Below are 18132 nucleotides of genomic sequence, written 5' to 3' on the forward strand. Positions count from 1 at the left end.
GTCAGAGCACCTTGCCGAGGAACGCGCGGGCACGCTCCGTCTTCGCGTGGGAGAGCAGCTCCTGCGGTGCGCCGCTCTCGACGATGCGCCCGTCGTCCATGTAGATCACGCGGTCGGCGACCTCGCGCGCGAAACCGATCTCGTGTGTGACGACCACCATCGTCATCCCCTCGGCCGCGAGCTCCTTCATCACTGCGAGGACCTCGCCGACGATCTCGGGGTCCAGTGCCGAAGTCGGCTCATCGAAGAGCATCACACTCGGCTGCATGGCGAGCGCCCGCGCGATCGCGACGCGCTGCGCCTGGCCCCCGGACAGGTTGCCGGGGAACGCGTCGGCCTTCGCGGCGAGCCCGACCTTGGCCAGGAGCCTGCCCGCACGTTCGTCGGCCTCCTGGGCGCTCAGCCCGAGCACCTTCCGCGGAGCCAGCGTGACGTTCTCCCGCGCCGTGAGGTGAGGGAACAGGTTGAACTGCTGGAACACCATGCCGACATCGCGGCGAACGGCGGCGAGATCCGCTCGGCGCTCCTTCGAGGTGAGCAGGTGTCCGTTCACCTCGACGCTGCCGCGGCTGGGGGTCTCGAGGCCGTTCATGCAGCGCAGGAGGGTGCTCTTGCCCGAGCCGGATGCCCCGATGATGCAGACCACCTCGCCCTCCGCGACATCGCAGGTGATCCCGTGCAGGACTTCGGTGGAGCCGAAGCTGAGTCGCAGGTCGGTGACAGTGATCATTTCGAGTCTCCTCGTGAGGGGGTGAGCGCGTCTTCCACTCGGGGTGCCCGCGCGTGAATGGTCAGTCGCCTCTCGTACCGCCGACCGGCGGCGGAGAGGGCGAAGCAGATGACGAAGTAGACCGCACCGACCACCAGGTAGGCGAGGATCGGCTGTCCGGTCTGCGAAGCGACGATGTTGCCCGCTCGGGTGAGCTCGATGAGTCCGATCACCGCGACGAGCGAGCTGTCCTTGATCAGCACCACGAGGAACCCGATGCCAGGCGGCACCATGATGCGCGCGGCCTGCGGCATGACCACGTGGCGCAGCTGCTGCGGCCACGACAGCCCCAGCGCCTGTGCCGCTTCGAACTGGCCGCGGGGAATCGCCTGGATGCTCCCCCGGACGATCTCGCTGATGTAGGCCGAGGCGAAGATCGTGAGGGCGAGAACGGCGGCCCAGTAGTCCGGGACATTGGTTCCCGGCGACATCAGCGGCAGCGCGAAGTAGACGAAGAAGATGATGAGCAGCACCGGGACGCCCCGGATCGCGCCCACCCAGATCGCGCTGATCCAGCGCAGCGGAGCGGACGGACTTGCGGCGAGGATGCCGGAGACGATGCCCACCACGCCGCCGAGGATCACGGACAGCAAGCAGATCTGCAGCGTCACGAAAGCGCCCTGCAGGATGAGCAGCAGGTCGGGGAGATCGAAGGATGTGAACATCAGGCCACCTTCCAGCGGATGCCGCGCGTCTCGACGAGACGGGATGCTCCCGCGATGAGGAACGCGACGATGAAGTACAGGAGTCCGCCGACGACGAACGTCTCGATGGTGCGGAAGGTGCTCGTCGTGATGCCCATCATCACGTGCATCAACTCGGGCACGGCGACGATCGAGGCGATCGAGGACGCGAGGAAGAGCAGGATCACCTGGTTCGTCAGCGACGGCAGGACGTTGCGCATCGCCGGCACCAGCCGCACGTGGAAGAACGTGGTGCGCCGTGACAGCCCGAGTGCGTCCGCGGCCTCGATCTGTCCCTTCGGGATCGCCTCGAACCCGGCCCGGTAGATCTCCGCGAGATAGGCGGAGTTGTTCACGCTCAACGCGATGATCCCCGCCGTGATGGGATCGAAGTTGACCCCCACGGAGGGCAGCGCGAAGTAGATGAGGTAGAGCTGGAGCAGCAGCGGCGTGTTGCGGATGACCTCGACATAGGTGCTGCCGACGGCTCGCGCGACGGGATTGCCCGACGCGCGCAACAGGTAGACGCCGACGCCGAGCGGTGAGCCGATGAGCACGGCGGCGACGGTGATGAGCACGCTCACGCCGAGACCGGCGAGCAGCTCGGGAGCGTAGGGGATCAGGTCCCCGAAGAAGAGTTGCATGAGAGGTCCGTTCGGGCTGCCCCGCCGGCGAGGCGGGGCAGCCGAAGAAGGTCGTCGCTACTTGATCAGTTCGGGGACGTCGGTGCCGAGCCACTCGTTGTACGAGTCGTTCGCGGCGTCGCTGATGTTGTAGTTGAGGATGAAGTTGTCGACATAGTTGAGCCAGAGCTGATCGCCCTGCTTCAGTCCCATGGAGACGACGGACGGGCTCAGCTGCGGTGCGTCGACGACGGTGAACTCGCTGCCGGAGTCGTCGAGGATCCCCTGTGCCACGGAGTTGCTCTCCATGAGCGCGTCGACCTTGCCGCTGCGCAGCGCCTGGATCGAGTCGGCGACGGCCTCGAACAGGCTCGCGTTCGCCTCAGGGAACCGCGTCTCGAGGATCGTGGCCGGCACGCTGCCGCGCGTCGCCGCGACGGTTCGCCCGGACAGCGCGTCATAGGAGGTGATGTCGCTGCCGGCGGGGACGAGCACGACCTGGCCTTCGGCGGCGTACGGCCGCGACATGGCCACCTTCTGCGCGCGTTCGTTCAGGTTGGTGAGGGCCGCGACGATGATGTCGACCTTGCCCGTCTCCAGCAGGGGGATGCGGTTGGCGTTCGTGGTGGAGACGAACTCGATCTTCGCGCCGAGGGAGTCGGCGAGCGCCTGCGCGGCGTCGATGTCGAAGCCCTCGTATTCGCCGGAACTCGTCATGACTCCGTAGGGAGGCGCGTCGGCGAAGACGCCGACCACGAGTGTCTTCTTCTCGAGGACCTTCGTCAGGGTGCTCTCCTGCGCTGTCGCCCCCGGGCTCCCGCTCGAGGTGCACGCGGCGAGTGCGAGGACGCTCGTCGCGGCTACCGCCACGCCGACAAGGATGCGCGTCAACTTCATTGTGATGCCTTTCGGGTTCGGCCTCCGGCGCTGCCATCGTGCACAACGCTGTGGGTCTGTGGACGCACCGCTGAGGGGTGCAGGAACAGACAATACCCGGAGATTGCTCTGTTGTCGACAATCGACTATCTTCGAATTCTGGCAGCGGGGTTCTCCCGTCCTCATCACGGTTAGAAGGTCTTCATGCACATCCTCCGAATCGACACGTGCGGCCTGCGAGGTGCGACGCCCGAGGGAGGGTGGTCGCACGAGCTGCAGCCCGACGACATCGTCCACACCCTCGTCGCGGTCCACACCGACGACGGCAGGGTGGGCGTCGGCAGCGCGTTCACATCCGAGAACCTGGTGCGGGGCGCCATCGATCTGCTCGCCCCCCACCTGATCGGCCAGAACCCTCTCGAGGTGGAGCGCCTCACGGAGACCCTGCACCAGACCGCCTTCTGGATGGGACGCGGCGGCTCGCTCACACACGCGACCAGTGCGATCGACATCGCGCTGTGGGACCTCGCCGGACAGGCGTCGTCCCAGCCCGTCGGCCGGCTCCTCGGCGGCCGCCACAGAGAACGAGTGCGCCCCTACGCGTCGGTGCTGATGGACGACCCCGCGCCCATGACCGCGAACCTGGAAGAACTTGTCGAGACCGGCTTCTCCGCATTCAAGATCGGCTGGTGGAAGTTCGGGCGCGTGGATGCGGCGACCGACGAGGCCACGGTCGCCGCAGCGCGGGCCGCGGTGGGCGATCGCCTGCTCGCCGTCGACGCCGGCGGCTCCGAGGCCTTCTTCCCCGGCGACCTGGCCTGGGCGAAACGCACCGCCCGCATGCTCGCCGACTACGACGTCGCCTGGTTCGAGGAAGCGCTCGCCCCCGACGACATCGACGGGTTCGCCGAGCTCCGCGCGTCGTCGCCCGTGCGGATCTCCGGCGGCGAAGTGCTCACGCGACGCCAGAGCTTCCAGCCGTACCTCGACAGACACGCGTTCGACATCGTGCAACCGGACACCACGAAGGGCGGCGGGCTGAGCGAGTCGCGCCGGATCGGATGGGCGGCTCAGGACCGCGGCATCCGCCTCATCCCACACGGATGGAACACCGGCATCGGGCTCGCGGCGGATCTGCAGCTGGCTTCGGCTCTCGCCTCGACCGACCTGGTCGAGTACAAGACCGGATCCGCGTACGTCGACGACCTCATCAGCGGGGGCTGGAGGCTGGATGCCGACGGCTTCCTCGACATCCCGTCGAAGCCGGGTCTCGGCGTGACCCTCGACGAGGACACGCTCGCGCGCTACGGCACCCGGCCGGACTTCGCCGCGACCGCCCGATCATGACGAAGCGAGTCGCCGACCTTCCTGCCCGACCGACACCGAGAGGCGTGACCGATGCGCTCGGCCCCTTCTGACACGCTGACGCGCACAGGGGTGGTCGCGGTGCTTCGTGCCGCCGACGCACGGCTGTACGAGCCGGTGGTGACCGCACTCGCCGAGTCCGGAGTGCTCTGCATCGAGCTCACGATGACCACCCCGGGAACCCTCGAGATGCTTCCGCAGCTGATCGCCGCCGTCCCTGAGGCCGAGATCGGCGTCGGAACCGTGCTGACGGCGCACGATGCCCGCGCGGCGCTGGAGGCGGGGGCATGCTTCCTCGTGTCGCCGACGGTGTCACCCGAGGTCATCGAGGTCGCGGACTCGTTCGGTGCAGCGGTCTATCCCGGTGCGCTCACTCCGACTGAGGTGCACGCGGCGTGGGAGCGCGGCGCGACCGCGGTGAAGGTGTTCCCCGCGGCGTCCGTCGGCTCCGACTACGTGCGCCAGCTGGCCGGCCCCCTGCCCCACCTGCTGACGCTGCCTTCCGGCGGGGTCACGCTCGAAGAGATACCGGAGTGGATCAGGGCCGGATGCGTCGCGGTGAGCCTCGGGGGGCCGCTCATCGGCGATGCCTTCGCCGGTGGAAGCCTCGACGCACTGAAGGAGCGAGCACGGCGGGCACTCGCCGGCGTCATCGAGGGCAGGGCCGCATGACGAGGGCGCCGTTGCATGTCGTGACAGTCGGCGAGACGATGGGGCTGTTCGCCAACGACCGCCCTGGACCGTTGTCGACGGCACGCGCGCATTCATTCAGCTTCGGCGGCGCGGAGAGCAACGTGGCGATCGCGCTCGCCCGCCTGGGCGCTCGGGTGTCGTGGGTCAGCCGTCTCGGTGACGACCCGCTGGGGGACCTGATCTCCCGTGAGCTGCGCGCGGAACGGGTGGATGTGCATGCATCCCGGCACGCCGAGCTGCCGACCGGACTCATGCACAAGCACCGTCGCACGACCTCGACGGCCACTGTGCGCTTCTGGCGGACGGGGAGCGCGGCGTCGACGCTGCATCCGTCGGATGTGCCCGACGAACTGCTGCGCAATGCCGACCTCGTGCACCTGACCGGGATCCTCCCCGGCCTCTCCGCCGACGCCCGCGCCTGCGCACTGTCCACCGCGCAGCGGGCGCGCTCTGCGGGGATCCCGGTCTCGTTCGACATCAACCACCGCGAATCCGTGTGGCGCGGACGCGACCCTCGTCCCACGTACTCCGAACTCGTCGAATCGGCGGACATCGTCTTCGCCGGCGAGGACGAGGCCGCCCTGCTCGTCGGAGAGGGGGAACCGGCCGAGCTCGCTCAGCGCCTGCGGCACCTCGGTCCCCACGAAGTCGTGATCAAGCGGGGCGAGCTCGGGGCCATCGGCCTGGACGGCAGCCAGCATCGTCTGCAGCCGTCCTACGCCGTGGACGTGGTGGACACCGTCGGGGCGGGCGACGCCTTCGTGGCGGGCTACCTGAGTCTCTGGAACGCAGAGTCGACGATGGCGGATCGCCTTCGTCGGGCCGCGGCCGCCGGCGCCTACGCCTGCACGACGATCGGCGATTGGGAAGGAAGCCCGACCGTCTCAGAGCTCGCGCGCCTGAGCGCTCGGGAGGGCATCACACGGTGATACCGTCGGGTGTCGCCGGCTGCGGATGCGGCCGGCGGCACCCGGGGTTCGTCTCGTGATGCCGGACGCCCCGCTCAGACGCCGCCCGATTCCTCCGCGGCGCCGGCATCCCCGGCGGCCGTCGCGAGAGCCCCCAGATCCTCGATCGTCGCACGTCTCACCAGAAGAACACCCGCGCATGAAGTCTAGAGTTCCGCGCCGAGGAAGCCGATTCCCCCGCACACGACGGCGGCGGCTGCGGGGTCGATCCCGCAGCCGCCGCCGTCGATCACTCAGCTCTCCTGCAGCGCCGCGGCGTTCTCAGCCCGTCGGCGCGCGAACAGCCAGAGTCCCAGCGCGAGCAGTGCCGCTCCCGCGACTCCACCCGCGATCCACGGGGCCCCGCCGGTGAACGCCAGTCCCGGAGGAACGACGATCGTGGTGGTGTCGCAGTCCTCATCCGTCGACCCGGTGCTGCAGTTCGCACCGGACCCGTCGGGGGTGACGACCACGTTGCGGATCTCGCCGGTCGAGCGCAGCGTGACGGAGTACGTCACGGTCACGCTCTCGCCGACCCCGACCGCTCCGGCCCACGACAGCACCGGACGCTCGTACTCGGCGCCGTTGGTGGCATCGCCGTTGTAGGTGCCGACGGCCAGCGATGTCGCGAGGTCATCGGTGAACGACGCCGGACGCTCATCGGTGTAGGCGACCTGACCGGTGTTCGTCACCGTGATCGTGAAGGTGACCCGGTCACCGATCGTCGCCCGTGTGGACGAGACGTCCTTGGTCACGCGGTAGCTCGCGATCGGCGTCTCGGTGACGCATCCGCCCTCGGTCGAGCATCCGCCGCCGGGGCCGTCACCGGTCACCGCGTTGCGCAGGTTCCCGTCGCCGGTCGCCGGCTGGTTCACGGTCACCGAGTACGTGATGCTCACGCTCTCGCCGATCTCCAACGGGCCCTCCCACGTGAGTGCCGTTCCCGATACCTCGGCGCCGGAGGTCGCGTCGTCGTTGTACGTGGCATCGTCCAGCACGCCGGACAGGTCGTCGATGAAGGATGCCGGAGCATCCGCGGTGTACGGAACCTGTCCGATGTTCTCCACGGTCACGGTGTAGGTGACGACACCGCCGAGCACGACATCCTGCATATCCGCCGACTTCGCGACGGCGTACGAGGCCACGGGGGTGTCCGTGATGCACTCGCCTTCGATGCACTCGCCACCGGGAGCAGACGGGGCGACCACGTTTCGCAGGGAGAAGTCACCCCTGATCGGGTCGTCCACCGTCACCGAGTACGTGACCTCCACGGTCTCGCCGACGGCGAGCGCACCCGACCAGGTGAGCGTGCCGTCCGCGACCTCGCCGCCTTCGGAGACGTCGCCGTTGTAGCTCGCGTCATCCAGCACGCGCGAGAGGTCGTCCTCGAAGGAGGCCGGGTTCTCGTCGGTGTAGGCGACCTCGCCCGTATTGGTGACCGTGACGGTGTACGTCACGGTGTCTCCGGGGAGGACCTGACTCGCAGAAGCCGACTTGGCCACCGAGTACGAGGCTGCGGGGACGTTCGCGACACACGCGGGGTCGGTCGACCCCTCGGCGCAGTTGGCGCCAGAGCCCGGAGGAGTCACCACGGTGTTGTCGAGTCGACGATCACCGGATGCCGGGTCGTTCACCGTCACCGAGTAGGTGATGGTGACCGTCTCGCCGATGCCGAGCGCCCCCGACCAGCCGAGCTGCGGAGCCGTGTACGTCACGCCCGTCCCGGAAGTGCTCGTGGCGTCGGCGTTGTACGTCGCGTCATCGAGGACTGCCGAGAGGTCGTCGGCGAAGGACGCCGGTGCATCCTCCGTGTACGCGACCTGCCCGATGTTCGTGACCTCGATGGTGTACTCCACCACGTCACCCGGCACGACCTCGGTCGAGGTCGTGGACTTGACCACACGGTAGGAGCCCACCGGGGTGTTCGTCTCGCACACCTCATCGCAGCTTCCGCCGGGACCCGACGGGGTCACCGCGTTCCGCAGCGTGAAGTCGCCCGTGATCGGGTCGTCCACCGTCACCGAGTAGGTGACGGTGACCGTGGCGCCGACGGCCAGCGCACCAGACCAGGTGAGCGTGCTGCCGGACACCGTTGCGCCGTTCGAGGCGTCGTCGTTGTAGACGGCGTCATCGAGCACGCCCGACAGATCGTCTTCGAACGATGCGGGCTCATCCGCCGTGTAGGCGACCTCACCCGTGTTGGTGACGGTCACGGTGTAGGTGACCACACCGCCCGGACGCACGGTCGCGGAGTCGGATTCCTTCGACACGGTGTACGAGGCGACCTCGGTCTGCGTCGCGCACTCGGCCTCGGGGTCGCAGCTGCCGCCGGGAGCGGAGGGAACCACGGCGTTGACCAGTTCCTGGTCGCCGGTGAGCGGATCGTTGACGGTGACCGAGTAGGTCACCGTGACCGTGTCGCCGATGGCCAGAGCACCCGACCACGTCAGCGTGTTCTCTGCGACGGAACCGCCGGCCGAGACGTCGTCGTTGTAGGTCGCGTCGTCCAGCACGGCCGTGAGGTCGTCCTCGAACGAGGCGGGCGCCGCGTCCGTGTAGTCGACCTGTCCGGTGTTCGTGACGACCACGGTGTAGGTGACGACGTCACCGGCCATCACCGTGGCGGTGTCCGCCGACTTCGCGACCGTGAACGACGACACCGGAGTGGTCGTTCCGCACTCGTCCGGCAGGCATTCGCCCGTCGGGTCGCTCGGCACCACGACGTTGCCGAGAATCGAGTCGCCCGTGGTGGGGTCGTTCACCGTCACCGAGTACGTCACGGTGGTGCTCGCACCCGCCGCGAGCGGACCCGCCCACGTCAGGGTGCTGCCGTCGACTGTGCCGCCGGCAGAGACGTCGTCGTTGTACGTCGCGTCATCCAGCACGCCGGACAGGTCGTCCTCGAACGATGCCGGCTCGGCATCCGTGTAGTCCACGGCGCCGACGTTCGTGACCGTGACCGTGTACGTGACGACCGCACCCGGGGTCGTCGTGTCGGAGTCCGACGACTTCGCGACGGTGTACCCCTGGATCGGGGTGACCGTGCACTGCGCAGACTCCGGGTCGCAGGGGCCGGCCGGAGGTGTTCCGGGCGGCACGAGGAAGTTCGACGAGACGTTGTTGCCCCGGTCGCCGACCGCGTTGACCGTGACCGTGTAGGTGACCTCGGCGGTCGCACCCGCCGCGAGCGTTCCGCGAAGGGCCAGGATGCCGTCGTCAGGTCCGTCGACCGTGACCGACGAGGTGTCGGACTCCGGCGCACCGGTGAGGGTCGCGTCGTCCAGCACATCGCTGAGGTCGTCATCGCGGAGCACGTCGACCACGGTCGCGCCGGTGTTGGTCACGACGATCGTGTAGGTGAGCTCGGTGCCCGTGCGCACCGGCGTCTCCGACGCCTCGACCGACTTGGTGTACGTCACGCCCGTGATGGGAGTGGTCGTGCAGTTCGGTGCCTCGTCGTCCGTGGGGACGCAGACGCCATCCGTCGGAGGAGTCTCACCGGGCTCCAGCAGGAAGTTCGATGCGACGCTGTCGCCGCGCTCGTCATCCGGCAGCACCGTCACGGTGTAGCTGACCGTGGAGGTCTGTCCGACCGGCACCGATCCCGTGACAGAGATCTGCGCGCCGTCCCGCACGACCGTCAACCCGTCCGATCCGGTCGGCTCGGTCGTGACCGCCGCGTCGTCGAGCACGTAGGTGAGGTCGTCGATCGCGTCGACCGCGGCCGGCGACTGTCCGTCGTTGTCGAAGAACAGCGTGTAGGTGATCGTGGAACCGGCCACGACCGGGTCGGACGATGCCTGGGCCGTCTTCCACTGGGTCAGCAGCGCGCCGGGAACCTGCACCCGGTCGCAGCTCTGGGCGCCGGGGGCCGTGTCGTCTTCCGGGATGCACGCGAGGTTGCGGAGGATCTGGTCCCCTTCACCGGTGTAGGTCACCGAGTACGTGATGGTGGCCTGCTCGCCCGCGGCGAGCGCGCCACTCCACTCCAGCGTGTCGCCGTCGCGCGTGGCCGTGCCGACATCCGCGGTCAGCGACGCATCGTCGAACGTCGCGTCGTCGAGCACCTCGCTGAGGTCGTCGGACGCGGTCGCGGGGGCAGCCGCGGTGTAGTCGCCGGGGCCCGCGTTGCGGACGACGACCGTGAAGGTCGCCTGCTCACCGATCTCGGGGAGCTCCGAAGTGTCGACGGACTTGTCGATGGTCAGCCGCGGGAGGTCGAACTCCTCGATCGCACAGGGCTGGCCGGTCGCGTCGTCGACGCCGCCGGTTGCCGGGTCGCACGTCGGGGGCGTCGTGATCTCGGGGTCGTTCGGCACCCAGGTCACGTTGGCGACCTCGCCATCGCCGCCGCTCTGCAGCGTGACGCTATAGGTGATGTCGACCGATTCGCCGACGCCGAGGGCGCCGGACCAGGAGATCAGCGGAGCCTGGTAGCCCAGAGACCCGGCCCGTGTGGCGGCGGCATCTGCGTTGTACGTGGCATCGTCCAGCACACCGGACAGGTCATCGAAGACCACAGCCGGGTTGTCGGCGGTGTACGCGCCGGCCCCCGTGTTGGTGGCTGTCACCGTGTAGGTCACGACATCGCCGGGACGCGCATCAGCCGTGGCATCCGAGGTCTTCGCGACCGAGAGTGCGAGGGCGCAGGATTCGGCGTTGGCCTCATCGTTCTCCGGGTTCAGGTCGGCCTCGTTCCCGTCCACGGAAGCGGTGTTGACGACGCAGGCCGGCGGGTTCACATCGGTGTCGACCTCGATCGTGAATGTGGTCGACTGACCGACCCCGAGCCGGGCACCGCTCACCGTCACGGTGTTCCCCGACACGGTCGACGAGACATCGCCGGTCACGGTCGGGTTGCTCAGGCCTGCAGGCAGCGCGTCGGTCACGGTCCAGCCGCTGGAGACACCGGCCCCGTTGTTCGTGACGGTGATGTCGTAGCCGATGCGGTCACCCGTGGTGAAGGTCGCAGGACCCGTCTTCTCGATGGACAGGTCGGCCGGGAGCCCCGGGATCGCTGTACCGTCGTTGCCGTTCGACGGCGGGCCCGACACCAGTGGCAAGACGGTGATGGTCGGCGAGGGGGACGCACCGTTCGTGATGCGGATCTGTGCGATGCTTCCGGTGCTGTTGTTCGAGAACCCCAGGTTGCCGTTGCCGAACTTCCAGGCCGCTCCCCACGCCCCGCCGAGACCGCCGGGGATCACGCCCCGGAACCTCAGCACGGCACCGTTGCTGGGGTCGATCCGGATCAGAGTTCCCGCGGGCTGAGAGGCGTTGTAGTCGACGGCCCAGAGGAAGCCGTCGAGGAACTCCATGTCGGCGATCGTGTAGTCGGTGGCGGCGATGGTGAACGCCGCCGTGATCACGCCGGTCGTGGTCGTGGCATAGACGATGCGGGAGTTCGCTGCGGTGCCGTTGGTCGTGTAGAGCCGGCCGTCAGCCGGGTTGAACGCACCCGACCACTGAGCGATCGGGTAGGTGGAGTTTCCGACGCGTGTGACGCGACCTTCTTGTCCGACGCGGACCACGGCATTCGCAGGAATTCCTCCGCTGATCGCCTGGATGCTGGCGCCGTAGATGTAGTTGTCGTTCGTGTTGAAGCTGATGGCGTTGTAGTTTCCGGACGCGACAGCAGGGCCTTCAGCGGTGAACGAATAGGCGCCGTCGCCCGACGTCTCTGATCGGAACAGGCCGGTCGGATCGCCTGCGACTCGCGACTGCGCGACGAAGACGGTCGGCGAACTCGGGTCGAACGCATCCCCTGGCGCAGCCTGCGCTGGCACCGCCGTCGCCACGTTCAGGCCGACGAGCGTCGCGACCGCCAGACTTCCTGCGGCGACCGCTGCCAGCGATCTGCGCAACCGTCCGTGTGCCTGCGGCGCGCGCCGTCTCCAGCGAGTGCTGTCCGTGTTCATTTCTCTCCCCGTGCGTCTGCTTCTCGGCGCAGGCGCCGAGAACTCATCCGATATACCGCCACGCCGGAGCCTAGGTTGAGAGCGCTATCAGCGAACATCGCCCTGCGCGAAACGTGACATCCTGCAGGAGGATCTGCGCGAAACGTTCCGCGTGCGCTCTCGCGCTCAGCGCGAAAGCGCGTCGCGCTGAGCGCGATGCAGCGACTGCCTGGTCCCGAAGCCGGTCAGCTGTGCGACGGTCGCCAACGGCAGACCGGGGTTGCGATTCTTCAGATCCGCGGCCGCCTTGAGTCGGATGGCGCGAAGCTCCCGCGAGAAGGTCGTGCCATGCTCGCTCAGGGCGGACTGCACGGTGCGCACCGAGACGCCGAGTGCCTCGGCCACACCCGCGACGGAGAGGCGCGGCGAGGAGTAGTCGCGCAGGATGAAGCGCATCACGGAATCGAACAGCTGCGGACGCGTGACCGGTTCGCCCACCACCGTCGCCACGAGGGTACGCGCGACCTCGCACGCGGCATCCTCAAGGGGCGACACGACTCCGTCCGGCTCATCCGCCTCGATCGCGCAGAACGACTTGACGAAGCTCGTCAGGGGACGCAAGGTCTCCTCGCTCGGAGGCTGTTCGCCCACCCGATCGAAATCGACCTGCCGCCCACCCGACAGTGCGTCCTCGTCGAGGGAGATGAACACGAGCTCCGTCGGCATCGTCGCCTCGAATGTGACGGTCGCGCCGCCCGGAGGGATGACGAACCACGATGGCTCGCGCACGATGACAGGACCCTCCGATGCGACCGTGAAACCGGGAGCCTCGGCCACGATGACCACGACCCTGCTCCGCGACAGCTCGTCGCGCGGCCATTCCAGCGTCGCCGGCGGAAGCTGCACGTGGGCGAAGGTGTAGCGACCGATGTGCACGAGGTTGGCGCGCAGCATCGCGTGCTCGTCGCGCACAGAGGTGAAGCCGAAGTTCGCCGACGACAGATAGGCGCTGAGCGCCTTCGCGTGCAGAAGTCGTTCCCGCCCGGCGATGCGGAACTTCATCAGCTCCAAGGCGCCTCGATCGGCTGCGGTCGAGCGTCGGCGTCGCATGCTCTCCCTCTCGTCGCGCGAAGCTGGCAGTCATCACCACCCTATCCACGAGCTTCCGAGGGCTTCAACTCGGCGCCGGCGGGTACGCGGCGTCAGCGGGGAAGGCGGAGGAAGCCGTCTGCGCCGGGGCGCAGAGCGGCCCTCTGCAGCGCCTCTTCGCCCGCGCGGCGTCCTTCCGCGATGAGAAGCGGCACATCGCGCATCGTCCACTGCGCGCGCCGCTGCATCTCGGGCTGGATCAGCAGCACCGACTCGTCGGCGGCGAGCGCAGCCGTGCGGGTCACGGTCCTCATCATGCGCACGTTCTCCCACTTGGCATGGAGCCGCACCACGATGACGCGCTCCGCACCGAGGGCGCGCGCAGCCACCACAGGGACGTTGTCGATCATCCCGCCATCGACGAGCAGCATCCCCTCGTGGCGCACCGGCGGCAGCAGTCCCGGCACGGCGATCGTCGATCGCAGTGCCGTGCTCAACGGGCCGCGGTCGAGGATGACACCTTCACGCGTGCGCAGGTTCGTCGCATAGGCGCCGAAGACACGAGGGAGATCCTCGATCGATGGATCAGCGCCGAAGATGCGGTGCACTGCTTCTCGCGTCGCAACGGTATCGAGGAGCCCCCACCGCGCAGTGTTCGTCCACCGCGCGATCTGGCGCCACCGGAATGCCCGAGCCGCCCGCTCGATCGCGTCGACGGAGAACCCGGCCGCATAGGCCGCGGCGACCAGGGCACCCGAGCTCGTCCCGACCGCGATCCCCGGACGGATGCCGCGCTCGGCGAGCACCTGCAGCACGCCGACGTGCGCGGCCCCGAACGCGCCGCCACCGCTGAGCACGAGGCCCAGTCCGCGGTCGTCACCGGAGCTGTCGCGCACGCCATCGCGGCGCGCGGCGGATCCGTCGTCAGGCATCATGTCGTTCACCCTACGACGCGATCCTCGGGGCTTCCCCCGAGCGATCGTCGGCACCGTGGATCTCTCCCGGCGGCTGCGCGCACAGGCGTCAGTGGTGGAAGTGCGACCCGTTGGCGCTGTCGGGCAACGGCGTGGTCAACGATTCGAGGAACTCGACCTCGCCACGGATGTCGGCCAGCAGCGCCGTGGCGAGGTCGCGGCTGAGCCCGACCTTGACCACGATGCGCTGCAGCACGACATCGGCCAGGTCATCCGCCATGGGATACGCGGGCACGAGCCACCCCTTCATGCGCAGACGGTCAGCGAGGTCGTAGAGGGTCCAGATGTCGGTGTGGCCCTGCTTCAACACCCACGCGAACACCGGGATCGTGTCGCCGGTGCTCACGAGCTCGAACGGACCGATCTTCGCGATCTCACTCGAGAGGTAGGTGGCGACGTCGATCGAGTTCTGCTGCACCGCCCGATAGCCCTCGAACCCGAGGCGCAGGAACTGGTAGTACTGCAGCAGCACCTGGGCGCCAGGGCGCGAGAAGTTCAACGCGAGGGTCGGCATGTCGCCCCCGAGGTAGCTGACGTGGAAGATCATGCTCTCGGGCAGCGCCGCGGTGTTGCGCCACACGACCCAGCCCACGCCCGGGTAGACCAGACCGTACTTGTGCCCCGATGTCGAGATCGAGTTGACCCGGTCGAGCTGGAAATCCCACACCAGATCGGGCTGGCAGAACGGCGCCACCATGGCACCGGATGCGCCGTCGATGTGGATCTTCACGTCGAGTCCGGTCTTCGCCTGGATCTCGTCGAGCTTCTTCGCGATCGCGATGGTGTCGTCATAGAGACCGGTGAAGGTCTGCCCGAGGATGGAGACCACGCCGATCGTGTTCTCGTCGACGTAATCCTCCAGATCGTGACCGTCGAGGGTGATGTGCTCCCGCGTGACGGGAACGTAGCGCGGCTCCACATCCCAGTAGTTGCAGAACTTCTCCCACACCACCTGCACGGCCGCCGACATGATCAGGTTCGGCTTCTCGGTCGACTTGCCCTCGGCCCTGCGCTTCTCTTGCCACAGCCGCTTGAGCGCGAGTCCCGCCAGCATGCACGCCTCCGACGACCCGATCGTCGAGGTGCCGATCGTGTCGTCCTTGTCCGGCACGTTCCACAGGTCAGCGAGGATGCGCCAGCACCGGTCCTCGATCGCCGCCGTAGCGGGGTACTCGTCCTTGTCGATCATGTTCTTGTCGGCGGCTTCGAGATACAGCCTCTTCGCCTCGTCATCCATCCAGGTGCCGACGAACGTCGCGAGATTCAGCCGCGAATTGCCGTCGAGGATCGACTCGTCGTGCACGATCTGATACGCCGTCTCCGGCAGACTCGGCCCCGCCGGCAGCGTGAACCTGTCGAACTCGGTGGCCTCTCCCGGACGGACGAAGACCGGGTTGATGCTCAGAGTGGGGTCGAGGTTGGTCGACTGGCGGGCCTTGCTGGTGTTCGCGGTCACGTGTCGCTCCTCCGGATCGTCGGGGCGGATACGTCAGCGGATCGCCCTCAGGACAGCCTGACTCCGAACGTACCCCAGAGAAGGACCGCCGCTAGCTGTGCAGCCGGCGCAGTGTGGTGCGGAGACGGCGGCGGATGAACCGCTGAGACATCACCGCGTCCATGCCCCGATAACCGCGCGGAACGGCTTCCGCGAGCATGAGCATGCACAGGTAGGCGTCGTACAGCGCCAAGCGGGTGCGCTGGTCTTCGTCGAAGGTCCATTCCCGTCCTCCGGCGCGCGCATAGGCGACGTTGAACGCGACGTCCTCTGCCGGTTCGCGGAACAGCGACGTCGATACCAGCTCGGCCAGGGGATCCCCCCAGAACATCCGCTCGCCGTCGATCAGCCCCGTCAGACGGGCCGCGTCGCCGTCGTGAGCCGCGAACACATTGCCGTCCCAGAGGTCGAAATGCACCAGCGTCGGCTCGGACACCTCGTCGAGCAGGGCGGAGTGGCGCCGGACCGTCGAGCGGAGGAGCTCTTCGGACGGGCCGATACGCACCCGGTACCGCACGATGTCCGACACGGCCGCGTCCCAGATGCGGCTGAAGGCCTCACTCCAGGTGTCGCCCCGCAGGGAGTCGCGGTCGCCGGGGCGGTCGTAGCCGAAAGACTCGCCCCGTACCTCGTGCAGCCGCGCGACGGCCGTGCCGAGTTCTGCTCGCACCGCGGTGAGCCCCTGGGGCGTCAGGTCGCTCCCGATGCGCTGGAGCGGTGCGCCGTCGAGGAACGACAGGACAATCACATCGCGATCGATCAGACGGCGGGTGAAGTCCTCGGCGAGCACCGCCGGAACGGGCGCTCGTCCCGCTGCACGCGCGTAGTACGACACTTCGGAACGCATCAGCGCATGTTCGTAAGCCAGGCGTGGGAGATCGTCCGGGGGCGCCACCTTCACCACGACCTGCGCGCCGTCCGCGAGCGCGACGCGATAGGCCGCGTTGTACGTGCCGTCCGCGAGCTCGTCGACACCGGCGACCGGGGCGCCGAGATGGTGCTCCACGAGCCCGGTGACGACCGGGGTCGGGACGGGCGCCTTCGTCCTGCTGTGCATGTGGCTCCTCCGGATACGCGAACTGCCGGGCTCCCCGATGCGGCGAGGCGACGGCTCTGGTCTACCAGGATGTCATCGTCGACGGTCCCGTGTTCCTCATCGAAGGAAGACCTTCCGCTCTCTGGGCAGTGGGCTGAGCTCGCCGTGGGGGCACCGACCCACAGCATCGCCGCTCCGGATCTCACATCCGCGCGTAGCGGGCACGCGCGAAGCAGAACACCCCATAGAGGGCGAGGCCGGCTCCGACCGCCCACAGGATGATGACGCCGAAGGGCAGCCCGGCCAGACTGCGCAGCGCCGCATCCAGTCCGCCGGCCTTCTCCGGGTCGTGCGTGACGGCGGCGATGACGAAGAGCACCCCGGCCACCCCGACCGCGATCCCCTTCGCGATGTAGCCGGCGATGCCGAAGGCGACGATCCCGGAACGCGCGGCCCCGGCCGGCAGCGCCAGGCTCTTCGCGAAGGCACGGGTGATCCCCCGCACGATGAACGCGACGCCGACGGCGACCACGCCGAGGCCGACGACCACCAGCAGCACGACGCCGGCAGGCACCGCCAGCAGACGCGCACTGAACGACTGCGACGACTCGGACGACTGCGACTGACCGCCGAGGGCGTAGATGAGCGCGGTCGCTCCGATCGCGAGATAGGCGGCGGCGGTGCCGAGGAACTTCGCCCGGTGCCCCCACTTCTTCGTGGAGTCCGGGTCGCGCTCGACCACGGCTTCGGCGATCTGCCAGATCGCGAGCGCGAGCAGTCCGAGCACGATCACCCACAGCAGGAGGACTCCCGCGGGCGCCTGCTGGATCTGCGCCAGCGCCCCGCCCTGGTCGGCCTCGCCACCACCCCCGCCGATCGCGATCGAGATGGCGATGACGCCGATCAGGATGTGCAGGATGCCGAGGACGACATAGCCGATCCTCGCGAGGGTGCGGAAGGCCCGGGAATCCTGGGCCGCCGCGGCGGTGGAGGAAGCCGACGAGGAGATGTTCATGAGGAGCTCACGCTTTCGTTCGAGTGTTCGGGGGACGGGGTGCCGACCGCGCGGATCGCACGGCGGTCGCGGACGGCCTCGACGCAGACCCAGACCACAGTCGCGACGGCGATCCCCTCCAGCAGCCCGGCGACGACGTCGCTCAGCCAGTGCGCGTGCAGGAAGGTGCGGCTCCACATCATCGTGACGACCCACACCACCCCCACCGCCCAGACGTACCAGCGGCGGAGCACGATGCCGAGCACGACGACCACCGTCGTGGCGACCGCCGTATGACCGGAGGGGAAGGAGGTCGCCACGCTCTCGGCGAGCGAGTCCGCAGGGCGCGTGCGACCGATCACGGCGGCCATGGTCGCGCCGACGGCGACGACGACCACCATCGCGATCGCCAGCGTCGCGGCATCCGCTCTCCGGCCACGCCACAGCAGGCACGCGATCAGCAGGACCCCCACGACGATCATGCCGATCGTGCCGCCGACGACGGCGGGCACCCAGGCGACGATGATCCCGACGTCGCCGGTCGTCGCCCGCATGAGGTCGTTCCACCACACGTCGATCCCGAGCGGCTCGTGCCCACCGACTGCGACGATGCCGCGCAGGGCGACGAACGCGACGGTGGCAGCGATGCCCACGAGGAGCGCCGTGTGGCGACGGGCGACGTCGGACACGG

The 18132-nt window shown here is 68.5% G+C and carries 14 protein-coding genes; 3 read left to right on the top strand and 11 right to left on the bottom strand.

From position 1 onward, the window contains the following. Position 1: 1 nt before the first annotated feature. From KZC51_RS17275 to KZC51_RS17290, 4 genes are read right to left on the bottom strand one after another with little or no spacing between them, the layout of a single operon-like run. Positions 2-730, bottom strand: coding sequence for an amino acid ABC transporter ATP-binding protein (locus KZC51_RS17275; RefSeq protein ID WP_247631239.1), 729 nt, complete (start codon positions 728-730; stop codon positions 2-4). Next, complete coding sequence (locus KZC51_RS17280; protein ID WP_247631240.1) at positions 727-1434, bottom strand: amino acid ABC transporter permease; 708 nt, start codon at positions 1432-1434, stop codon at positions 727-729. The genes KZC51_RS17275 and KZC51_RS17280 overlap by 4 nt, the downstream gene beginning before the upstream one ends. After that, positions 1434-2096: an amino acid ABC transporter permease gene (locus KZC51_RS17285; protein WP_247631241.1), complete on the bottom strand. Its 663-nt coding sequence runs from the start codon at positions 2094-2096 to the stop codon at positions 1434-1436. The genes KZC51_RS17280 and KZC51_RS17285 overlap by 1 nt, the downstream gene beginning before the upstream one ends. 57 nt (positions 2097-2153) lie before the next feature. Further along, positions 2154-2972, bottom strand: coding sequence for a transporter substrate-binding domain-containing protein (locus KZC51_RS17290; RefSeq protein ID WP_247631242.1), 819 nt, complete (start codon positions 2970-2972; stop codon positions 2154-2156). Between the two features lie 183 nt (positions 2973-3155). Here KZC51_RS17290 and KZC51_RS17295 point away from each other — a divergent pair, with 183 nt between their 5' ends. Genes KZC51_RS17295 through KZC51_RS17305 form a run of 3 tightly spaced genes read left to right on the top strand, consistent with a single transcriptional unit; the run spans position 3156 to position 5938 of the window. After that, on the top strand, positions 3156-4298 hold the full coding sequence (locus KZC51_RS17295) for a mandelate racemase/muconate lactonizing enzyme family protein (RefSeq protein ID WP_247631243.1): 1143 nt from the start codon (positions 3156-3158) through the stop codon (positions 4296-4298). A gap of 51 nt (positions 4299-4349) precedes the next feature. Beyond that, the gene (locus KZC51_RS17300; protein WP_247631244.1) at positions 4350-4988 is read left to right on the top strand and encodes a bifunctional 4-hydroxy-2-oxoglutarate aldolase/2-dehydro-3-deoxy-phosphogluconate aldolase; all 639 of its coding nucleotides are present in this window, start codon (positions 4350-4352) and stop codon (positions 4986-4988) included. 20 nt (positions 4989-5008) lie between these two features. Next, the gene (locus KZC51_RS17305; protein ID WP_247631314.1) at positions 5009-5938 is read left to right on the top strand and encodes a sugar kinase; all 930 of its coding nucleotides are present in this window, start codon (positions 5009-5011) and stop codon (positions 5936-5938) included. A gap of 272 nt (positions 5939-6210) precedes the next feature. On the opposite strand, the gene KZC51_RS17310 is transcribed toward KZC51_RS17305, so the two are convergent. The 7 genes from KZC51_RS17310 to KZC51_RS17340 form a co-directional block, all read right to left on the bottom strand. After that, positions 6211-11874, bottom strand: a complete 5664-nt coding sequence (locus KZC51_RS17310; RefSeq protein WP_247631245.1) for a DUF7927 domain-containing protein — start codon at positions 11872-11874, stop codon at positions 6211-6213. Positions 11875-12039: 165 nt separating this feature from the next. Further along, positions 12040-12963 carry a helix-turn-helix domain-containing protein gene (locus KZC51_RS17315; RefSeq protein ID WP_247631246.1) on the bottom strand — a complete coding sequence of 308 codons (924 nt, stop codon included), beginning with the start codon at positions 12961-12963 and terminating at the stop codon, positions 12040-12042. Between the two features lie 92 nt (positions 12964-13055). Next, positions 13056-13877, bottom strand: coding sequence for a patatin-like phospholipase family protein (locus tag KZC51_RS17320; protein WP_247631247.1), 822 nt, complete (start codon positions 13875-13877; stop codon positions 13056-13058). 88 nt (positions 13878-13965) lie between these two features. Further along, positions 13966-15372: a glutamate decarboxylase gene (gad, locus tag KZC51_RS17325; protein WP_247631248.1), complete on the bottom strand. Its 1407-nt coding sequence runs from the start codon at positions 15370-15372 to the stop codon at positions 13966-13968. A 91-nt stretch (positions 15373-15463) separates the two neighbouring features. After that, a complete protein-coding gene (locus KZC51_RS17330; protein ID WP_247631249.1) occupies positions 15464-16468 on the bottom strand; it encodes a phosphotransferase family protein in 1005 nt (334 codons plus the stop codon). A gap of 181 nt (positions 16469-16649) precedes the next feature. Beyond that, a complete protein-coding gene (locus KZC51_RS17335) occupies positions 16650-17462 on the bottom strand; it encodes a DUF1206 domain-containing protein (protein ID WP_247631250.1) in 813 nt (270 codons plus the stop codon). Next, positions 17459-18130 carry a phosphatase PAP2 family protein gene (locus KZC51_RS17340; RefSeq protein ID WP_247631251.1) on the bottom strand — a complete coding sequence of 224 codons (672 nt, stop codon included), beginning with the start codon at positions 18128-18130 and terminating at the stop codon, positions 17459-17461. Before KZC51_RS17340 ends, KZC51_RS17335 begins: the two co-directional genes overlap by 4 nt. Between the last annotated feature and the right edge of the window lie 2 nt (positions 18131-18132).

Origin of the sequence: Microbacterium croceum (assembly GCF_023091245.1) — a bacterium.
Lineage (GTDB): Bacteria > Actinomycetota > Actinomycetes > Actinomycetales > Microbacteriaceae > Microbacterium > Microbacterium croceum.